General features: G+C 70.3%; 13 protein-coding genes. 8 read left to right on the forward strand and 5 right to left on the reverse strand.

Translation table 11 applies throughout. The features are described 5' to 3' along the window. Positions 1–738: 738 nt before the first annotated feature. The gene (locus tag OG598_RS07465) at positions 739–2721 is read left to right on the forward strand and encodes a pectate lyase family protein (RefSeq protein WP_328653696.1); all 1983 of its coding nucleotides are present in this window, start codon (positions 739–741) and stop codon (positions 2719–2721) included. A 70-nt stretch (positions 2722–2791) separates the two neighbouring features. On the opposite strand, the gene OG598_RS07470 is transcribed toward OG598_RS07465, so the two are convergent. Continuing rightward, a complete protein-coding gene (locus tag OG598_RS07470; RefSeq protein ID WP_328653697.1) occupies positions 2792–3745 on the reverse strand; it encodes an AraC family transcriptional regulator in 954 nt (317 codons plus the stop codon). A 223-nt stretch (positions 3746–3968) separates the two neighbouring features. On the opposite strand from OG598_RS07470, the gene OG598_RS07475 reads away from it, so the two are divergent. From OG598_RS07475 to OG598_RS07490, 4 genes are all read left to right on the forward strand, one after another. Beyond that, entirely contained in the window at positions 3969–5510 is a 1542-nt protein-coding gene (locus OG598_RS07475) for a flavin-containing monooxygenase (RefSeq protein WP_328653698.1), read from the forward strand. Between the two features lie 115 nt (positions 5511–5625). Further along, a complete protein-coding gene (locus OG598_RS07480) occupies positions 5626–6825 on the forward strand; it encodes a low temperature requirement protein A (RefSeq protein ID WP_328653699.1) in 1200 nt (399 codons plus the stop codon). A 158-nt stretch (positions 6826–6983) separates the two neighbouring features. Continuing rightward, positions 6984–7880, forward strand: a complete 897-nt coding sequence (locus OG598_RS07485; RefSeq protein WP_328653700.1) for an acetyltransferase — start codon at positions 6984–6986, stop codon at positions 7878–7880. Between the two features lie 75 nt (positions 7881–7955). Then, entirely contained in the window at positions 7956–8930 is a 975-nt protein-coding gene (locus OG598_RS07490; protein ID WP_328653701.1) for an alpha/beta hydrolase, read from the forward strand. A gap of 136 nt (positions 8931–9066) precedes the next feature. On the opposite strand, the gene OG598_RS07495 is transcribed toward OG598_RS07490, so the two are convergent. Continuing rightward, complete coding sequence (locus OG598_RS07495; RefSeq protein ID WP_328653702.1) at positions 9067–10161, reverse strand: aldo/keto reductase; 1095 nt, start codon at positions 10159–10161, stop codon at positions 9067–9069. 132 nt (positions 10162–10293) lie between these two features. Between OG598_RS07495 and OG598_RS07500 the strand changes: the two genes are divergently transcribed. The 3 genes from OG598_RS07500 to OG598_RS07510 all read left to right on the forward strand — a co-directional run bounded on the left by OG598_RS07500 (position 10294) and on the right by OG598_RS07510 (position 13604). Then, the gene (locus OG598_RS07500) at positions 10294–10905 is read left to right on the forward strand and encodes a TetR/AcrR family transcriptional regulator (RefSeq protein WP_328653703.1); all 612 of its coding nucleotides are present in this window, start codon (positions 10294–10296) and stop codon (positions 10903–10905) included. Between the two features lie 212 nt (positions 10906–11117). Continuing rightward, positions 11118–12767 carry an ABC-F family ATP-binding cassette domain-containing protein gene (locus tag OG598_RS07505; protein WP_328653704.1) on the forward strand — a complete coding sequence of 550 codons (1650 nt, stop codon included), beginning with the start codon at positions 11118–11120 and terminating at the stop codon, positions 12765–12767. 153 nt (positions 12768–12920) lie between these two features. Next, positions 12921–13604 carry an alpha/beta fold hydrolase gene (locus OG598_RS07510; RefSeq protein WP_328653705.1) on the forward strand — a complete coding sequence of 228 codons (684 nt, stop codon included), beginning with the start codon at positions 12921–12923 and terminating at the stop codon, positions 13602–13604. Between the two features lie 8 nt (positions 13605–13612). Here the strand turns inward: OG598_RS07510 and OG598_RS07515 are convergent, their stop codons facing one another. The 3 genes from OG598_RS07515 to OG598_RS07525 form a co-directional block, all read right to left on the reverse strand. Beyond that, a complete protein-coding gene (locus OG598_RS07515; RefSeq protein WP_328653706.1) occupies positions 13613–14200 on the reverse strand; it encodes a DUF305 domain-containing protein in 588 nt (195 codons plus the stop codon). A gap of 71 nt (positions 14201–14271) precedes the next feature. Beyond that, entirely contained in the window at positions 14272–15186 is a 915-nt protein-coding gene (locus tag OG598_RS07520; protein ID WP_328653707.1) for a DUF1996 domain-containing protein, read from the reverse strand. Positions 15187–15434: 248 nt separating this feature from the next. Further along, complete coding sequence (locus tag OG598_RS07525; RefSeq protein ID WP_328653708.1) at positions 15435–16094, reverse strand: C39 family peptidase; 660 nt, start codon at positions 16092–16094, stop codon at positions 15435–15437. Positions 16095–16550: the final 456 nt, after the last annotated feature.

Genomic DNA, 16550 nt, shown 5'->3' on the forward strand with positions numbered 1-16550 from the left:
AGAGTCAATAAATTGAATGTGCAGGTATGTTGCAGCCTATTTGGGCAACACTTATTGCTCGGCCGCTGGCGGCCGAGTCGGTAGGCATTCGGTCCGGTTATCGCCGAATGATCGTGCCCGTTGTGTGCGGCCGCCGGAGGCTGTTGGTGCGGCTGCTGACGTTCAGTTGTCGATGCCCGACGCGCTCTTTCCGAGATGACGGATCGGTCGGTGGAGCAGGCCCATTCGTCGACCCCGGCAGGTGGTAGCCCGGCACGACGCCGGTCGGTGGGCGGGGGGTCGGCGTCGGGTCGTGAGGCTTCGGCCGGCGGGCCCGAGTGACACCGGAGCGCGCCTTCCGGGCCTGCAAAGGTTTGCAGCGAAGTAAGCACGGAACCGAGACCAACGTCAATGTCCTGCCGTGAACCTGTGGCATTTATCCACGTTGGTGGGGGAGGGTGTGGCCGTGCCGCCGCGCGGTCGTCGCTAGATCAGTAACGTAGACCATGATCAATGTAGCAACCGTTTGCAGGATATCAAGATCTGTTGATTGACATGAATTAATCGTCGTGCCTAGCATGGGTGCTGGAAAGCGCTTTCCGCCCTCGCACCCCACCGCCACGGATCGCCGGCCGATCCGGCGCTGGCCCGTGCCTCGCGACGCCGACGTCCAGGCGTCGCCGACCGGTTCGGGCTCCCCGCCGCGGCTCGTCGGACCACGCCCGGTCCGCGTTCCGTCCCGCGAAAGGCAGTAGCCACATGCTCTCCACGCCCGCTCGCCGCATCCCGCCGCGCTGGTGGTCACCCGCCGCCATCGGCCTCGCCGTCCTCCTGCTCACCCCACCCGGGCTGGCCCAGGCCACCCGCGCCGCCGCGTCGGCGGAGCCGACCACCAGAGCCGTCGCCGGCCCCGCCGACGGGTTTGCCAGCGTCGCCGCGCTCGGTCAGGCCGGCACCACCGGCGGATCCGGCGGACCCACGGTCACCGCCACCACCGCCGCCCAGTTCCTGGACTACATCGCGCGGCCGGGGCCCTACGTCATCCAGGTCTCCGGCACCATCAACCTGCCCGCGGGCAGCAACGACGGAATGCACGACGTCGCCTCGGACAAGACCATCGTCGGGCTCGGCGCCACCGCCACGCTTTCCGGAGGAGGGTTGAACATCGGTGTGCCGGTCGACGACGACGTCACCGCGCCGCCGGCGAACGCCGTCCACAACATCATCATTCGCAATCTGCACCTGACCGGCGCGAGCGACGACCTGATCAACGTGCAGATGTTCTCCCACCACATCTGGATCGACCACAACGAGTTCTCGAATGGCGATGACGGTGCGGTCGACATCAAACGTGGGTCCGATTTCGTGACCGTCTCCTGGAATCACTTCCACGATCACGACAAGACGTTGTTGCTGGGTCACGACGAGGACGCCGGACCCCAGGACATCGGCCGGCTGCGGGTCACCTACCACCACAATTTCTTCGACCGTTCCGACCAGCGCAACCCCCGGGTACGGTTCTCCGCGTTGGCGCACGTCTACAACAACTACTACTACGACAACAGCTACGGGGTCGCGTCCACCTACGACGCCGCCGTGCTCATGGAGAACAACTACTTCTACTCGGTGAACAACCCCGGCCGGGTCGACTTCAGCGGCGATCTGGGCCGGATCGTGGCCCGCGGAAACATCCTCGTCGCCTGCAACCATCCGATCGAGACCCGCGGCACCGTTCCCGATCCGCGTGGCTACTACCCCTACCAGCTCACCCCCGCCGCCGACGTCCCGACCACGGTGCCGGCCGGCGCCGGGGTGGGCAAGCTGTCGTCGACACTCGCCGCTGCCTCGCCGAGCGCGGTGCCGGCGGGTCAACCGGACGGGTTCGCCAGCGTCGTCGCGCTCGGTCAGAACGGTACGACCGGCGGCGCCGGAGGCCCGGTGGTCACCGCTACCAACGCGGCGGACTTCCTCGACTACATCGACACCATCGGCCCGATGGTCATCCAGGTCAGCGGCGTGATCCGGATCAGCAGCAAGCAGGGCGTGCGGCCGCACAAGACGATCATCGGCGTCGGGAACGCGGAGATCACCGGGGGTGGGCTCGACTTCTACCGGTCGTACAACGTGATCGTCCGCAACATCAACTTCACGGAGGCCGAGGACGACGCGATAAACGTCGGCCAGAACTCCCACCACATCTGGATCGACCACAACCGCTTCGCCGGCGCGATCGACGGCTCGGTCGACATCGTGCGGGGCGCCGACTACGTGACGGTCTCCTGGAACCACTTCGACCACGCCGACAAGAGCATGCTCATCGGGCATTCCGACGGCGCGGCGTCCACCGACATCGGACACCTGAAGGTGAGCATCCACCACAACTTCTTCGATCACAGCCGCCAACGCCATCCCCGGGTCCGGTTCGGCGAGCCGGTGCACGTCTACAACAACTACTTCCTCGGCAACGCCCTCTACGGCGTCGCGTCGACGGAGAACGCCGGCGTCCTGGTCGAGGGAAACTACTTCCGGGACGTCCCGTACCCGCTGCACTCCGCGAGCGGGTACGCGGACAGCGGCCCCGGCCGTGCCGTGCAGCGCGGCAACGTCTTCGTCAACTCCGGCCAGCCCGAGACCGCCGGTACGGTCACGGAGCCGCGAACCTACTACCCGTACCAGCTCGACCCGGCGGCGAACGTTCCGGCGCTGGTCACCGCGGGTGCCGGGGTCGGACGGCTGACCTGACGCCCGCAGGTCGTACCGTCGAGGTGGTGCCCAGCACGCGGCCTGGACGGTACGACGCGGGACCGCCCGGTCAGTGCCGCAGCGTCGCGGACGGTGACTCCCCGAATCGCGACCGGTACTCGGTCGCGAACCGACCGAGGTGCACGAAGCCGTGGTGCAGGGCAACCGTCGTCACGGACATCCCCGGCGCGGCCGAGCGGAGCGTGCGGTGCGCCGCGTCGAGCCGGCAGGCCCGCAGGTACGCGGTCGGGGTGGTCTGCAACTCACGGCGGAAACAATCCTGAAGCGTTCGTACGCTCACCCGTAGCGCCTCGGCGACGTCACCGACGGTCAGTGCCTCCCCGTGGTGTTCGGAGATCAGGGCGCACGCCCGGCGGACGAGACGCCCGGGCTGGGCGTGCTGGCCCGGCTCGGCCAGCAGGTGGGAGTGGCTGTGCTGATGGGCCAGCAACAGCTTGCCGATGAGCCCCTGTTCGAAACGGGCGGCCACCTGCGGGTGGTCGAACAGGGACGCGTCGGCCGGCTGGGCCAGCTCGTCGGCGAGGAACGCCACCCCGCGCGCCCACGCCCGCGCGGTCGGCGTGGTCATGAGCATGCCGACGTCGAGGCGGACCGGGTCGTCCACCGGGTGGCCCAGCAGGCGGGCGAGTTCCCGGTCGACGGCGCGCCGGTCGGCGTAGAAGATCCGGTGGGGCGATCCCTCGGACCACCGCATGTCCGAGGAGTCGTACGGGGACAGCACCGAGGCGACGTCGGGGGTCGAGGTCACGCTCTGTCCGGCGTGCCGGACCATCGTGCTGCCGGCCCTGGGGATCTGGACGAGGTAGAAGCTCTCCAGCGCGGGCGGTTGGATGCGCACCGCCTGCCCGTAGTCCAGGTCGATGACTCCCACACCGCCCGCCCGGCGAGCCGCCATCCGCAGTTGCACGCTGTGAACACCCGCCTGCGGGGTGAGCCGGTGTGGACAGAAGACCCGACCCACCTCGGCGCGAGCCCGGTCGACGTCGTCCGTGCGGACCGTCACCGCATCCATCCGACACCTCCCGGGCGTCCCGTCGCGCTGACCGTAAGGCGTGACCGGCCCGGACCAGACCCGAAAGCCGTCGACCCGACAGGAAAAGGGTGCTGTCGCGTACCGCGGACAGCGCCCGCGTCGAGCGGATAGCGACAGTCCCGGCCTGCTCGCTAGCGTGCGAGCACCGCGGGCGGTCAGCGCCGGCACCGTTCGTACTCCTTTGGAGGAGACCATGAGGATTGCCGTCGTCGGTGCCGGATTCGCCGGTGTGAGCGCAGCGAAGGTGCTGCGGCAGAGCGGATTCGACGTCACAGTGTTCGAGCGCGCGCCCGACGTCGGTGGGGTGTGGAGCCGCACCCGGCGATACCCCGGCCTGCACACCCAGAACGACAAGGGCACCTACCACCTCTCCGACCTGCCGATGCCCGCCGACTACCCGCAGTGGCCGTCGGGGGAACAGGTCCAGCGGTACCTGGAGAGCTACGTGGAGAAGTTCGGGCTGGCCAGCGCGCTGCGCCTGTCCACGGAGGTCGCCTCGGCCGAGCTGGTCAACGACGAGACCGGGTGGCTGGTCACCTCGCGGCCGGCGGGCGCCCAGGACCCGCTGACCGTGGAACGGTACGACCACCTGATCGTCGCCAACGGCATCTTCTGCGACCCGTTCGTTCCGTCCTTCGACGGGCAGGCGAGCTTCACCGCCGCCGGAGGGCGCGTACTGGCGACGGGGGAGTTCCACGACATCGAGGCGGCCCGGGGTAAGAACGTCCTCGTGGTCGGGTACGGCAAGTCGTCCTGCGACGTGGCGGTCCCGGTGAGCGAGGTCGCCGCCCAGACCCACGTGGTGGCACGCGAACTGCTCTGGAAGATGCCCCGCAAGCTCGGTAATGCGCTCAACTACAAGTACCTGCTGCTCACCCGGATGGGTGAGGCGCTCTTCCGCTACCTGCACCTGAAGGGCTTCGAGCGGTTCCTGCACGGCCCGGGGAACGGTCTGCGCCAACGCATGGTCGACAGTGTCGGCTCGGTAGCGACCCGGCAGTTCCACCTGCGCGAGCTGGGTCTCGTGCCGAAGGGCAGCTTCGAGGACATCGCCCGCAGCACTGTCAGCCTCGCCACCGAGGGCTTCTTCGAGCGGGTCACCGACGGCCGCATCGCCGTGCACCGGGAGCAGGTGATCACCGAGTTGCTGGTCGACGGTGGCCGGCCCGCCGCCCGCCTGGCCGACGGCACTGTGCTCCCCGCCGACCTGGTCATCTGTGGTACCGGCTTCCGACAGCACGTGCCGTTCTTCGACGACGCGTTGCACGCCCGGCTCCAGGACGACGCCGGCAACTTCATGCTCTACCGGCAGATCCTGCCGATCGGCGTGCCGAGGCTGACGTTCGCCGGCTACAACTCGTCGTTCTTCAGCCCGCTCAGCGCGGAGATGGCGGCGGTCTGGACGGCCGCGTACCTGCGGGGTGGTCTCACGCTGCCGACCGAGGTCCGGATGCGCGACGAGGTGCGCGCCCGGCTGTTCTGGATGACGAAGCGCACCAACGGACGCCACGCTCGCGGCACGAACATCATCCCGTTCTCGATGCACAACGTCGACGAGGTGCTCGACGAGTTGGGGCTCAACGTCGGCCCGCTCACCCGGGCCCGGCAGTGGCTGTTCCCCGTCGACCCGGGCTCGTACCGCAGGGTGACGGCACAGATGATCCGGCGTACCGCCGACCCGGTATCCGCCATCAGCGACGGAGACCCGATGAAGATGGATAAAATACGCAGATAGGGATCAAGCAGGGCCGGTTGGCGAGGGAGGCTCGGGGACGATGGCAGCGGAACAGGGTCACCACAGTGGTGTGCCCGTGCCGGCGGCCCTGGCCGGCTGAGCTGTCTCGCCGTCCGTGCTGACGCGCACCGAGTTCTTCCGTGGGCTCGGGGACAGCAGGAGCCCTCGCTCGGCGACCGTCCTGGAACTGCTCTTCGACATCGTCTACGTCTTCGCGCTGGCCCGCCTCGCCGGGCGGGTCGCGGACGACCTGACCATCGTCCGACACACACTGCTGTCCGAGGCCGGCCAGACCGTCCTGTTCTTCACGGCGATGTGGATGATCTGGTCGCTCAACGCCCTCCTGGCGAGCACCTACGACCCCCGGCGCCCCGAACTGCAGGTCGTCCTGCTGGCGACGATGTTCGGCACGCTGGTCCTGGCGGTCACCCTGCCGCAGGCCTTCGGCCAACGCGGCGTCGTCTTCGCCTGCACCTACGTCGTCATCCAGGTCGGCCGACCGCTCTTTCTGTCGTTCGCCCTGCGGGGTCACGCGGGTCACGCGTTCGCGCTCCGGGTGCTGACCTGGCACCTGGCGTCCAGCGTGCTCTGGATCAGTGGCGGCATCAGCGGTGGTCTCGGGCGGGGCATCTTCTGGACCCTCGCTCTCGCGATCGAGCTGATCGGCGCCGCCGCCACCTACCCCCTGCCCCGCATGGGCAAGCCACAGCTCACCAGCCTGGGGGTCACCGTCTCGCAGGAGCATCTCGCCGAGCGGTACAACCAGTTCTTCATGATCGCTCTCGCCGAGGTGGTGCTCGAAGCCGGCGCCGCGGTCAGCTTCCCGGGCTTCACCACCGAGGGAACCATCGTCCTCGTCGCCTCGTTCGTGGCGGTCGTTTCGTTCTGGCGGATCTACTTCTACCACGTCAGATCCGGCCATGCCGCTAACGCGAGCGGACAGGGGATCCAGCTGTCCCGGTGGGCGAGCTACAGCCTGCTGTTGATCGTCGGTGGCATCATCTGCACCGCCGTCGGCTTCGGTCAGGTCATCGAGGATCCGCACCCGCCGATCGACTGGGCTCTCGTGGCCATCATTTTCGGCGGCCCGGTGCTGTTCCTGATCGGGCGGAGCGCCCTGGAGCGGGAGGACCGATCCGCGCCGCGGTGTCGGGCGCTGTACTACGGCGCGGTGGCGCTCGCCGTGGCGGCTCCGCCGATGGTGCTGCTCCCGCCGGTCGCCGTGGCGGCCGTCGCGGCGGTGATCCTGGCCGGCATCACCGTGTACGACCAGCGTGCCCACAAGCGTGGGGCGGAGACCAACCCGACGCTGTGACGATCCGTTGCGAGCGGGCGACCAGCCCGCGTATGGTCGTCGGGCACGCCGTCGAGCTGGAAGGAGGTCAGAACAATGTCCGATGTTCTGCGCCCCCTCCGCGCTCCGGCGTCCGCGCGGATCTGATCCGGGGCGCGCGCTTCCCGGAGGACCAACCCATGACTGATCTGGTCATCCGTCCGCTCGTCGCGGGCGAGGAAAAGCTGTTCGACTCCATGCCTGATCCGCTGCCCCAACTGCGCCAGGTGGCCTACGCCGACGGGATCGCCGGCGGCGGTTACCGTCCCGAGCACACCTGGGTCGCCCTCCGTGCCGACCGGGTGGTCGGTCGGGCAGCCTGGGTCCTCCCGCCGGGCGCCGTGGGTGCCCCGTGGTTGGAACGGTTCGACCTGGACGCCGAGCCGGAGGTGGGCGCCGAGCTGCTGCGCGCCGCCCACCAGGCGCTGGGCGGTCCCGGTCTGTACTACGCCGCCCTGCCGGCGCACTGGCGGCGTCGGCCCGAGGTGCTGGCCGTGGTGCGGGCGCCCATGGAGGCCGCCCGGCTCGCCGGGCTTGTCGAGCGGGGGGAGCGGCTCCGCTGTTCCTGGACGGGCACACCCCTACCGGCGTCCTCCGGACGGTACGACTTCCGCGCGCCCGTCGACGTCGCAGAGATCAACACTCTGGTCGCCAGGATCGCCGAGCCTGACGTACTGACCGGCGTCGAGATCGCGCGGGTGGTCGGGGGCGTCGACCTGGCCACCGACCCGCTCGCCTGGCTGGGCGACGCCACCGAGGAGTGGCGCGTCGCGGTGGACGCGGGTAGGCCGGTGGGCCTGGTCGGAACGGCCGGCGACGCCTGCTATCACCTGCTCGCCTATCTCGGCCTGCTCGACGAGGCCGTCCGACCCGAACTGCTGGCCGAGGCGGTCCGGGTGCTGGCCGCCGGCGGTGCCCGCGAGGTCATCGCCGACGTGGACGCCCACCGGGTGGCGGTGCTCGCGGAGTTGGAGCGGACCGGCTTTCGGCAGTTACGCTCCCGGGTCGTCTTCGCGCCGCCGAACAGCCAGGAATAGCTGACCGGGTGCGCCCGGTCACCCGGGCGCACCCCCTCAGCCGGCGTCGAGCGCGGCCCCTGTCAGCATCTGACCATGCCGGAGATCATCGCGCTCCTCGTCGGCGGGCTGGCGCTCGTCGGGGCGGCGGTCGCCGGGCTCTACCTCTGGCCGGTGGGCCGCCGTGGGCTACGGGTCGCGCCGGCCCGACCGCTCGACTTCGACACTGCCACCCGTGCCGCCGCGGCCATCATCGCCGCCGAGGCGGCCGACCCGGAGGTGCGACCGGAGTCGCGCAGCCGCCTGCTGAGCCACGGTTCCCGTACCGGCCGGGCCGTGCTGCTGTTGCACGGGTACACCCTCGCGCCCGAGCAGTACGAGGGGCTGGCCGAGGAGTTCTTCGAGCGTGGGTACAACGTCTGGGTTCCCCGGGCGCCCCAGCACGGGACCGTCGACCGGCGGGCCCACCACCGGGTCGAGGCCGGTGAGCTGACGTCGTACGCCGCGCAGGGCTGGGCCGTCGCGGCGGCCCTCGGCGACGAGGTCGGCGTCGTGGGGATCTCCGGCGGCGCCGTGCTGGCCGCCTGGCTGGCCCAGGTGCCGGGCAACGTCGTACGGCATCTGCTGTTGCTGTCGCCGTTCTTCGGCCCGAATCCGCGACAGGCGCCGGCCTACGCGGTGAAACCGCTCATCGTGCTGTACGGGCGCCGCGTTCTGAAAGACCGCGTCACGTCGCGCGGATACTCCCTCGCCGCCGTCACCCAGTACCTGACGATCGCCCGTACCCTGCCGAGTCCGCCCCGGCGGACCGGTCTGCGGACCGCGGCGGTCGCGATCAGCCCGCTCGACGGCGTGGTGGACCTCAGGGCGGCGGTCGACGTGACGCGTCGGATCGCCGACGCGAACGCGATACCGCTGCGGGTGTGCACCCTGCCGGAGACGTTGGGCGTCGAACACAACACCCTCAACCTCGCCGCCCTCGGGGCCGACGGCGACGAGTGGCGCCGGCGGTACGTGGCGCTGTACGAGGGTGAGCCGGCGCCGACGAACGACGCGCCGATCCGTCGGTAGCGCCGTCGCCCCCGCCCCCACCCCGCCGATCTTGCACTTGTGGTCGTCGACATGAGCGGGATGCCCCTTATGCCGGGACAGCAAGTACAAGATCGCGGGCAGGGGATAGGGGCCGGGGCACGGGGCGTGCGAGGTTCTAGGCAGCGGCGCCGTTGAAGACCGGAGGGGTGTAGCCGGCCGGCTTGTCGCCGATGCCGAGGCCGGGGCTCACCACCCAGGACTGGTACTGCGGGGTGAACATGGAGTAGAGCAGCGGGACCTTCGGGGCGCTTGCCTCGTCGAGCCGGCGGCGGGCGTCGGCTGGGATCTCGAAGTCGAGCGCACCGAAGTTGCTGGCGAGCTGTTCCGGGCTGCTCGCCCCGATGACCACCGAACCGACGGCGGGCTGGGTGGCCACCCAGTTGATCGCCACCTGCGCCATGCTGCGCCCCAACTCGGCGGCCACGCTCTCCAGCGCCTCGATCACCTGCCAGTCGCTGGAGCTGATCTCCCGACCCGCGGCGTCGGGGTTCGTCAACCGGCCGGTCCCGCTCATGCCCTCGCCGGTGCGCCGGTACTTGCCGCTGAGCAGACCCCCGCCGATCGGGCTCCACGCGGTGAGCCCCATGCCCAGCGTCTGGGCCATCGTCACGTGCTCCGCCTCGATGTCCCGCGTGACCAGGGAGTACGGCAGCTGCACGTTGATCATCGGGGCCAGCCCGTGCGCCTCGGCGTAGCTCTGCGCCCGAGCCGCGTACCAGGCCGGTACGTCGGAGAGCCCCGCGTACCTGATCTTGCCGGAGCGCACCAGGTCGTCGAAGGTATGCACGACCTCCTCGACCGGGGTGATCCGGTCCCAGGTGTGCAGCAGATACAGGTCGATGTAGTCGGTGCCGAGCCGGCGCAGCGACGCCTCCACGGCCCGCATGATGTGCTTGCGACCGTTGCCGCTGGCGTTCGGGTCCGACGGGTCGACCGTGTTGGTGGCCTTGCTGGTGAGCACGAGCCGCTCGCGTACGCCGGCCCGGTCGATCAGACGGCCGAGGATCTTCTCGCTCTCCCCGGCGGTGTAGAAGTCCGCAGTGTCGATGAAGTTCCCGCCCGATTCCAGGTACTGCCGGAAGATCGGCTCGGCCTCCTCCTCGGTCTTGCCGTACGCGGCGTGGAACCCGTCGACGCCGAAGTTCATGGTGCCCAGCGCCAGCCGGCTCACCCGCAGACCGGACCGCCCGAGCAGGTAGTAGTGGTTCATCGTGGTGCCTTCCCGATCGTGGTGTCGGCCCCTGCGGACCGCGCGTTTCCCGACCTTTGCTCGGCAAAAATGGACCTGCAAGTCCAAAAACCGAGATAGGGTTGGACCCACAGGTCCAGACCAGGGGGTGTCATGACACGGGCTCTGACCCGCAAGGGCGAGGCGACCCGGGCACGGATCGTCGCCGGCGCCGCCGCCGAGATCCGCGAGCGCGGCGTCGACGAGGTACGCCTCGAGGATGTGATGGCCCACACCGGCACCAGCAAGGGTCAGCTCTTCCACTACTTCCCCGACGGGAAGGAGGGACTGCTGCTCGCTGTGGCCCAGCACGAGGCGGACCAGGTGCTCATCGACCAGGAGCCGATGCTCAGCAACCTGACGTCCTGGCCGGCCTGGCTCGCCTGGCGCGACCGACTGATCGAGCGGTACCTCGCCCAGGGGGTGAAATGCCCCCTCAACGGTCTGCTCGGCCAGACCGGCCGGCGGGCGCCCGGCGCGCAGGCCATCGTGACCGGGCTCATGTGGCGCTGGCAGAAGGCGATCACCGACGGCATCCGGCACATGCAGTCGACCGGCGACATCGACCCGGACCTCGACGCCGACCGGGCCGCCGCGGCACTGCTCGCCGGCATCCAGGGCGGGGTGCTGCTGCTGCTCTCCACCGGCAAGATCGACCACCTCGAAGCCGTCCTCGACCTCACCATCGACTCGCTGCGCGCTGGTGCCCGCACGGGCGGGAGCTGAGCCGAGGCCAGCGACGGCCGCGTTATCCTTGCGCCCGAGTTTTCGGAGATCGGAGCAGACGTGGCAGGTGACGACGACATCTCCGGGTGAGCACCCTGACTGGCCGCCGACGAGCGCGTGATCGCGTTCTCGTCGCCGCGGCCTCCGTCGTCATGCCCTGCTTCCACCGGGGCGCCGGTGTGCGCCCCGGATCGTCGTCTCCGAGGTTCCCCATGTCTGTTCGACCTGCTCTCATCGCCCATGACCTCGTGCGGGTCCGCGGCGACCGCCGGGTGCTCGACGGTGTCTCCCTGACCGCCGCGCCCGGCCACCGGATCGGCCTGATCGGTGAGAACGGCACCGGCAAGACGACACTGCTGCGGGTCCTGGCCGGCGTCGACGTACCCGACTCCGGCACCGTCACACGCCCACCGGACGTCGGCTTCCTGCACCAGGAACTGCCGTTTCGTCCAGCCACGACCATCGCCGCGGTCCTCGACGATGCGCTGCGCGAGGCCCGTGCCGACCTCGCCGAGCTGGACCGCATCGGCGTCGCGCTCGCCGACTCGCCGCAGGGCACCGAGCAGCACGACCAGCTGCTGGCCGCGTACGGCGAGGTGTTGGAACGGGCGCAGGACCGCGACGCCTGGGACGCCGACCGCCGTGCCCACACGGTCCTCGACGGCCTCGGTCTCGGCGGGCTGCCCCACGACCGCATGGTGGGCGCGCTCTCCGGCGGGCAACGTGGCCGGCTCGCCCTCGCGGCGATGCTGGTCCGCCGGCCGAGCGCGCTGCTGCTCGACGAGCCCACCAACCATCTCGACGACGCCGCGGCGGCGTTCTGCGAGGACCAGCTTCGTGCCATGCCGGGGGTGGTCGTGGTCGCCAGTCACGACCGGGCCTTCCTGGACGCGGTCTGCACCGATCTCATCGACCTGGACCCGGCGGTCGACGGACCGGTCCGCTTCGGCGGCGGCTACACCGCGTACCTGACGGCGAAGCGGGCCGAGGCGCAACGATGGCGACGGCGCTACGACGACGAGCAGGTGCTCCTCGCCGAGCTGCGCGAGGCCGCCGCCGTGAGCGGGCACCAGGTCGCCCACGGTCGGGGCCCGCGCGACAGCGAGAAGATGGGGTACGGGCACACCGCCGGCCGCGTTCAGAACCAGATCTCCCGTCGCGTCCGCGACGCCGTCCGTCGACTGGAGACGATCGAGCGCGACCCCGTTCCGGTGCCGTCGGAGCCGTTGCGCTTCCACGCGCCGGCGCTCGCCGTCGGCGACAGTGACGGGGTCATCGTCACGGCGGATCGGCTGGAGGTTCCCGGCCGACTGCGGGTGGCGCACCTGGAGCTCAGGTCCCGCGACCGGCTGTTGGTGACCGGCCCCAACGGCACTGGCAAGTCGACTCTGCTCGCCGTGCTCGCCGGCCACCTGACCGTTGCCGGAACGCTCTGGCGACGACCGGAACTGCGGGTCGTCCTGCTCGCCCAGGACACCGTCTTCGCTGACGCGCGGCGGACGGCCCGGCAGGTCTTCGACGCGGCCGTCGGTATGGAGCGGGCCGCTGTCGTACCGCTGTCGTCCCTCGGGCTGCTCGCCCCGGCGGACCTCGACCGCCCGGTGGCCGACCTGTCGGTGGGACAGCGCCGTCGGCTCGCCCTGGCGGTGCTCGTCGCCGATCCGCCGGAGCTGCTCCTGCTCGACGAGCCCACCAACCACCTCTCGCCGACGCTCTGCGACGAGTTGGAGGACGCCCTGGGCACCGGCCCAGGTGCCATCGTCGTGGCCAGCCACGACCGCAGACTCCGCTCCCGCTGGCCAGCCCGAGAACTCTCGCTCCCGGGGGCTGGAGGATGCCGTGCTCGGAGCTGGGGTGAGTGACGACGACGGGCTGGGCCGGTGGTGGTCGCGCAGATCACGGCACCGACGCCCGGAGTTCACCCGCCTCGGGTGGTCGGCTGGGCGGAGCCGGCTATCGTTGGCTTCGTCGGACACACTGTCCGGCACTGTGTCCGATAAGTGAAAGCGCAGGCCATGACCTCGACCCGCCCCACCCTGTTGCTCGTCCACGGCGCCTGGCACCGGCCGGCCGTCTGGGACCGGCTCCGGGCAGAACTGGACGTCCTCGGCTACCAGACCCGGGCCGTCGACCTGCCCACCTCAGGGCCGGACGCCCGCGGCGGCATGCAGGACGACGCCGCCGCCGTCCGCAAGGAGATCGCGGCGATCGGCGGGCCGGTCGTCGTGGTGGCCCACTCGTACGGCGGCATCCCGGTCAGCGAGGCCGCCACCGGCCTGTCCGAGGTCGAGCACCTCGTCTACCTGACGGCGTACCAGCTGGACCGGGGCGAGTCGATGTTCAGCTTCCACGGCGTACCGGACCCGGTCGAGACCGACGTGTTGATCCCGATCACCGGGGACCCGCGCACGGCGTTCTACGGCGACCTGTCGGACGCCGATGCCGAGGCCGCCATCGGTCAGTTGGTCGACCAGCGCCTGCGGGCATGCGTGGACCGGGTGAACGAGCCGGCCTGGCGCTCGATCCCGTCGACCTACATCGTCTGCACCAACGACCAGGCCATTCCGGTGCCGCTTCAAGAGAAGATGGCCGCTCGGGCCAGCAGCGCCCGGCGGATCGAATCCAGCCACTCACCGTTCCTGTCCCGTCCGGTCGAGCTGGCCGCGCTGCTCGACGAGATCGTCACCGCTCGCGGCTGAGCGCGCGGCTACGCGGGGTCGAGATGATCGAGTCGGGCGAGGTCGGCGGTGCCGGACCGGACCACGTCCGCCGCCAGCGCCACGGTCGCCGGCTGGACTCCGCTCTGCTGCTCCGCGCTGGCGATCCGGACCGACTGCGCGAGATGCGCCCGCAGGTGCCCGGCCAGCAGGCGGTGAAACGGCTGCCCGCTGGCCGCCCGCAGCGCTGTCATCTCCTGCGCGGTGGCCATGCCCGGCATGTCGTGCCCCTCGTGCGGATTCGTGGTCGGGGCGGCGGCATCGGCCAGCAGCCGGCGGGCGCGGTCCAGATCGGCGCGCCGGGTGGTCGCCACCCGGGTGGCCGTCTGCCGCCAGGCCGGGTCGGTGGTCCGCGCCGGCACCAGATCGAGTACGGGCAGCAGACGTTCGGTCATCGCCACCGTCAGTTGCAGCCAGGCGATGTCGGTGGGGTTGAACGCCGTGCCCGTCGGCGCGGTCGTCGCCGGTGGCGCGGTCACGGGTGGATTGGGGGTGCTGGCCGCGTCCCGTGAACCGTCGCCGCAGCCGGCCACGAGCAGCACGCCGATGAGCAGTGTGAACGCCGTGAGCTGGCGCATCCGATCTCCCTTCCCAACCACTGCGGCGGGCCCGGGTGACCGGACCCGCCGCCGTGGTGCGGAGTTGTCGCTCAGATCGGTCGGCCGTCGTGACCGCACTTGATGACGGGACGGATGCAGTCCTGGACCCGGCGAGCCAGCTCCGCCACCGGCCAGGCGTTGAAGAAGTCGCCGTGCATCGTGTAGCCCGGCCCGGAGGCCAGCCGGAACCGCGACGGGTCGCCGGTGACCGGGTACCGCAGCACCTGCCGCAACTTCGGCACGTGCACCGGGTGGGTGCTCGGGCAGGCCTGGTTCACCGGGTACGCCAGGTGGCTCTTGTGGTCCGGCGAGTCGAGGTCACGGCCGTTCCAGCACTGCGGGAAGTCCAGGTACGACTCCAGCATCGTGCCCGACGGACAGTTGACGAAGTCCTTCGACGGCGGCACGTGCCCGGCGTGCAGGCAGGACCAGCGGGCGATGCTGTCGTTCGGCCCGGTGGCCTTCGCGTTGCCGGCGACGAGCCGCAGCCCCTGCGGGAACGGCTGGGTGTTCGCGACGACGTCGGCGCGTACGCCCTCGCCCAGGTAGTAGAACGTGGCGATCGCCGGCTCCACCGCGACGTTGTCCCGATACAGGGTCGGCACCCAGTACGACGAGACGTCCACCCGCGGGTTGCAGGTGGTGGGCGAGTTGACCAGGTCCGGGAGGGTGGTCTTGGCGTTCGTCACGGTGCTGCCGAAGAAGCTGTGCATGTGCGACGCCCCGGGCAGCCCGGGGAAGACGATCGGGTCGTCCGGCAGCCGGTGGCTGTAGGTGCAGTCGGCGGGGAACTCGGCGACCCGGATGGCGTTGGCGCCGAAGTCGGCGCCGGCTTGGCCGGGGGCGGCGTCGGCCCGGTCGGTGGTGGACACCAGGTACGTGCCGAGTAGCACCAGCAGTGCGCCGATCGCCGTGGCGAGGCGCAGTCGGCGGGGGATGCCGGAGAGGGGTGCGGCCCTGTCCATCTCGTGACTCCTGTCGGGGGACGGGTCAGGGACAGCTCCGGCGCCGCCGCCGAAGGCATCGGAGTTGTGCCTGGCCAGACTGGGTGGTGGCCGGTTGGGCCGGTGCGAGAGAGCGCTCTCACTGCCTCTCAGCCTCACGTTGAAGTCGACATTTGTCAATACGTGCCGCAGTTGGTGGAAATGACGACGAAGGGCCGGACCCCGTGGTGGGGTCCGGCCCTTCGGTCATGTGCTGTTGGTGATGTGGGTCAGCTGGTGGCGTAGCCGCGGGTGGCGATCCAGTCCGCGAGGTGCTCGACGGTGACCTCGTAGGAGGCGGTGTTCGGGTCGGCGGAGTCGGCGATCTTCACCACGTTCCCGCCGTCGCGGTACCCCACGACACTGATGTAGTGCCCGCCCTCGAAGGAGTGCACCCCGCCGTCGGTGTCGACGCTGGTGCCGGCGATGTTCGCGACCACGGCCCGGCCGTCGTCCACGGTGCGCACGACGTCGGCGCGCAGCCGGTCGGTCTGCTTACCGTCAGCGTTGGGGCTGGAGATCTCCACGCTGTGGTAGGCGTCGTTCTTACCGGTCTCCTTGTTCAGCACGGGGGTGATGTCGTTGATGGAGTTGGTGCCGGCCTCGGTGGTGCCCATCTCCTTGGCCATGGCGTCCACGCTGATCTCCTTGCCCTGCACGGACAGGGCGTTACGCGTGGCGGCCGGGCCGCAGTAGTAGAAGTTCGGCTGGGCCTCGTAGCGCACACCGAGCTGACGCTCACCGGCGGGCTTACGGTCGCTCTGCGTCTGGGTGGCCGGCTTGGCATCCGACGCGGCGTACGCGGCAGTCACCGGTCCGGCGATAGCCCCACCGGTGAACGCGAGGCCAGCAGCGGTCAGGGCGGTCTTACGGATCAGATCGGTACGCATGATGGCGTGCTCCTCTGCATCGGGGGTGTCCCGCACGGCACTCAACGGGGGGTACTGCGACCGTGCGGGGGGAAGTTCAAGGGGGTTCTGCCCGGCGACCCACGACAGGGGGTCGGCGTCGGGACAGGGTGTAACGGGTGCCGGTGGCGGATCATTCCGCCTACCCGCGGGGGGTCGGCCTGTTGTGGTGCTCGGCCGTGTGGGGGGTGTAACCGGGGCGGTCGGCCGGGTGTTCCCGGCGGCTGCCGCGCCCCACGACCCGAGAGTCGCGGTGGCATGCCAGGTATAACGACCCGGCCCGGCCCACGATTCCGCCGCCGGGGTGGCCCCGACCACCCGACATCAATGGTCAAACCCGACAATCAGCCCACCGCGCCCGTCCGACGATACGGACACGGCGCTCATGGCGGGGTGATCGACTCGGGTTCCTGAAAGTCGCGGTGTCCCGGAGCCGGG

It is taken from the genome of Micromonospora sp. NBC_00330, from assembly GCF_036136635.1.
In the GTDB taxonomy this organism is placed as follows: Bacteria; Actinomycetota; Actinomycetes; order Mycobacteriales; family Micromonosporaceae; genus Micromonospora; species Micromonospora salmantinae.

What these genes read in the sequence shown, in the direction of transcription:
- OG598_RS07500 (WP_328653703.1), top strand. Translation starts at nt 10,294, where the DNA reads ATGACACGGGCTCTGACCCGCAAGGGCGAGGCGACCCGGGCACGGATC.
- OG598_RS07475 (WP_328653698.1), top strand. Translation starts at nt 3,969, where the DNA reads ATGAGGATTGCCGTCGTCGGTGCCGGATTCGCCGGTGTGAGCGCAGCG.
- OG598_RS07520 (WP_328653707.1), bottom strand. Translation starts at nt 15,186, where the DNA reads ATGGACAGGGCCGCACCCCTCTCCGGCATCCCCCGCCGACTGCGCCTC.
- OG598_RS07505 (WP_328653704.1), top strand. Translation starts at nt 11,118, where the DNA reads ATGTCTGTTCGACCTGCTCTCATCGCCCATGACCTCGTGCGGGTCCGC.
- OG598_RS07515 (WP_328653706.1), bottom strand. Translation starts at nt 14,200, where the DNA reads ATGCGCCAGCTCACGGCGTTCACACTGCTCATCGGCGTGCTGCTCGTG.
- OG598_RS07485 (WP_328653700.1), top strand. Translation starts at nt 6,984, where the DNA reads ATGACTGATCTGGTCATCCGTCCGCTCGTCGCGGGCGAGGAAAAGCTG.
- OG598_RS07510 (WP_328653705.1), top strand. Translation starts at nt 12,921, where the DNA reads ATGACCTCGACCCGCCCCACCCTGTTGCTCGTCCACGGCGCCTGGCAC.
- OG598_RS07490 (WP_328653701.1), top strand. Translation starts at nt 7,956, where the DNA reads ATGCCGGAGATCATCGCGCTCCTCGTCGGCGGGCTGGCGCTCGTCGGG.
- OG598_RS07525 (WP_328653708.1), bottom strand. Translation starts at nt 16,094, where the DNA reads ATGCGTACCGATCTGATCCGTAAGACCGCCCTGACCGCTGCTGGCCTC.
- OG598_RS07495 (WP_328653702.1), bottom strand. Translation starts at nt 10,161, where the DNA reads ATGAACCACTACTACCTGCTCGGGCGGTCCGGTCTGCGGGTGAGCCGG.
- OG598_RS07465 (WP_328653696.1), top strand. Translation starts at nt 739, where the DNA reads ATGCTCTCCACGCCCGCTCGCCGCATCCCGCCGCGCTGGTGGTCACCC.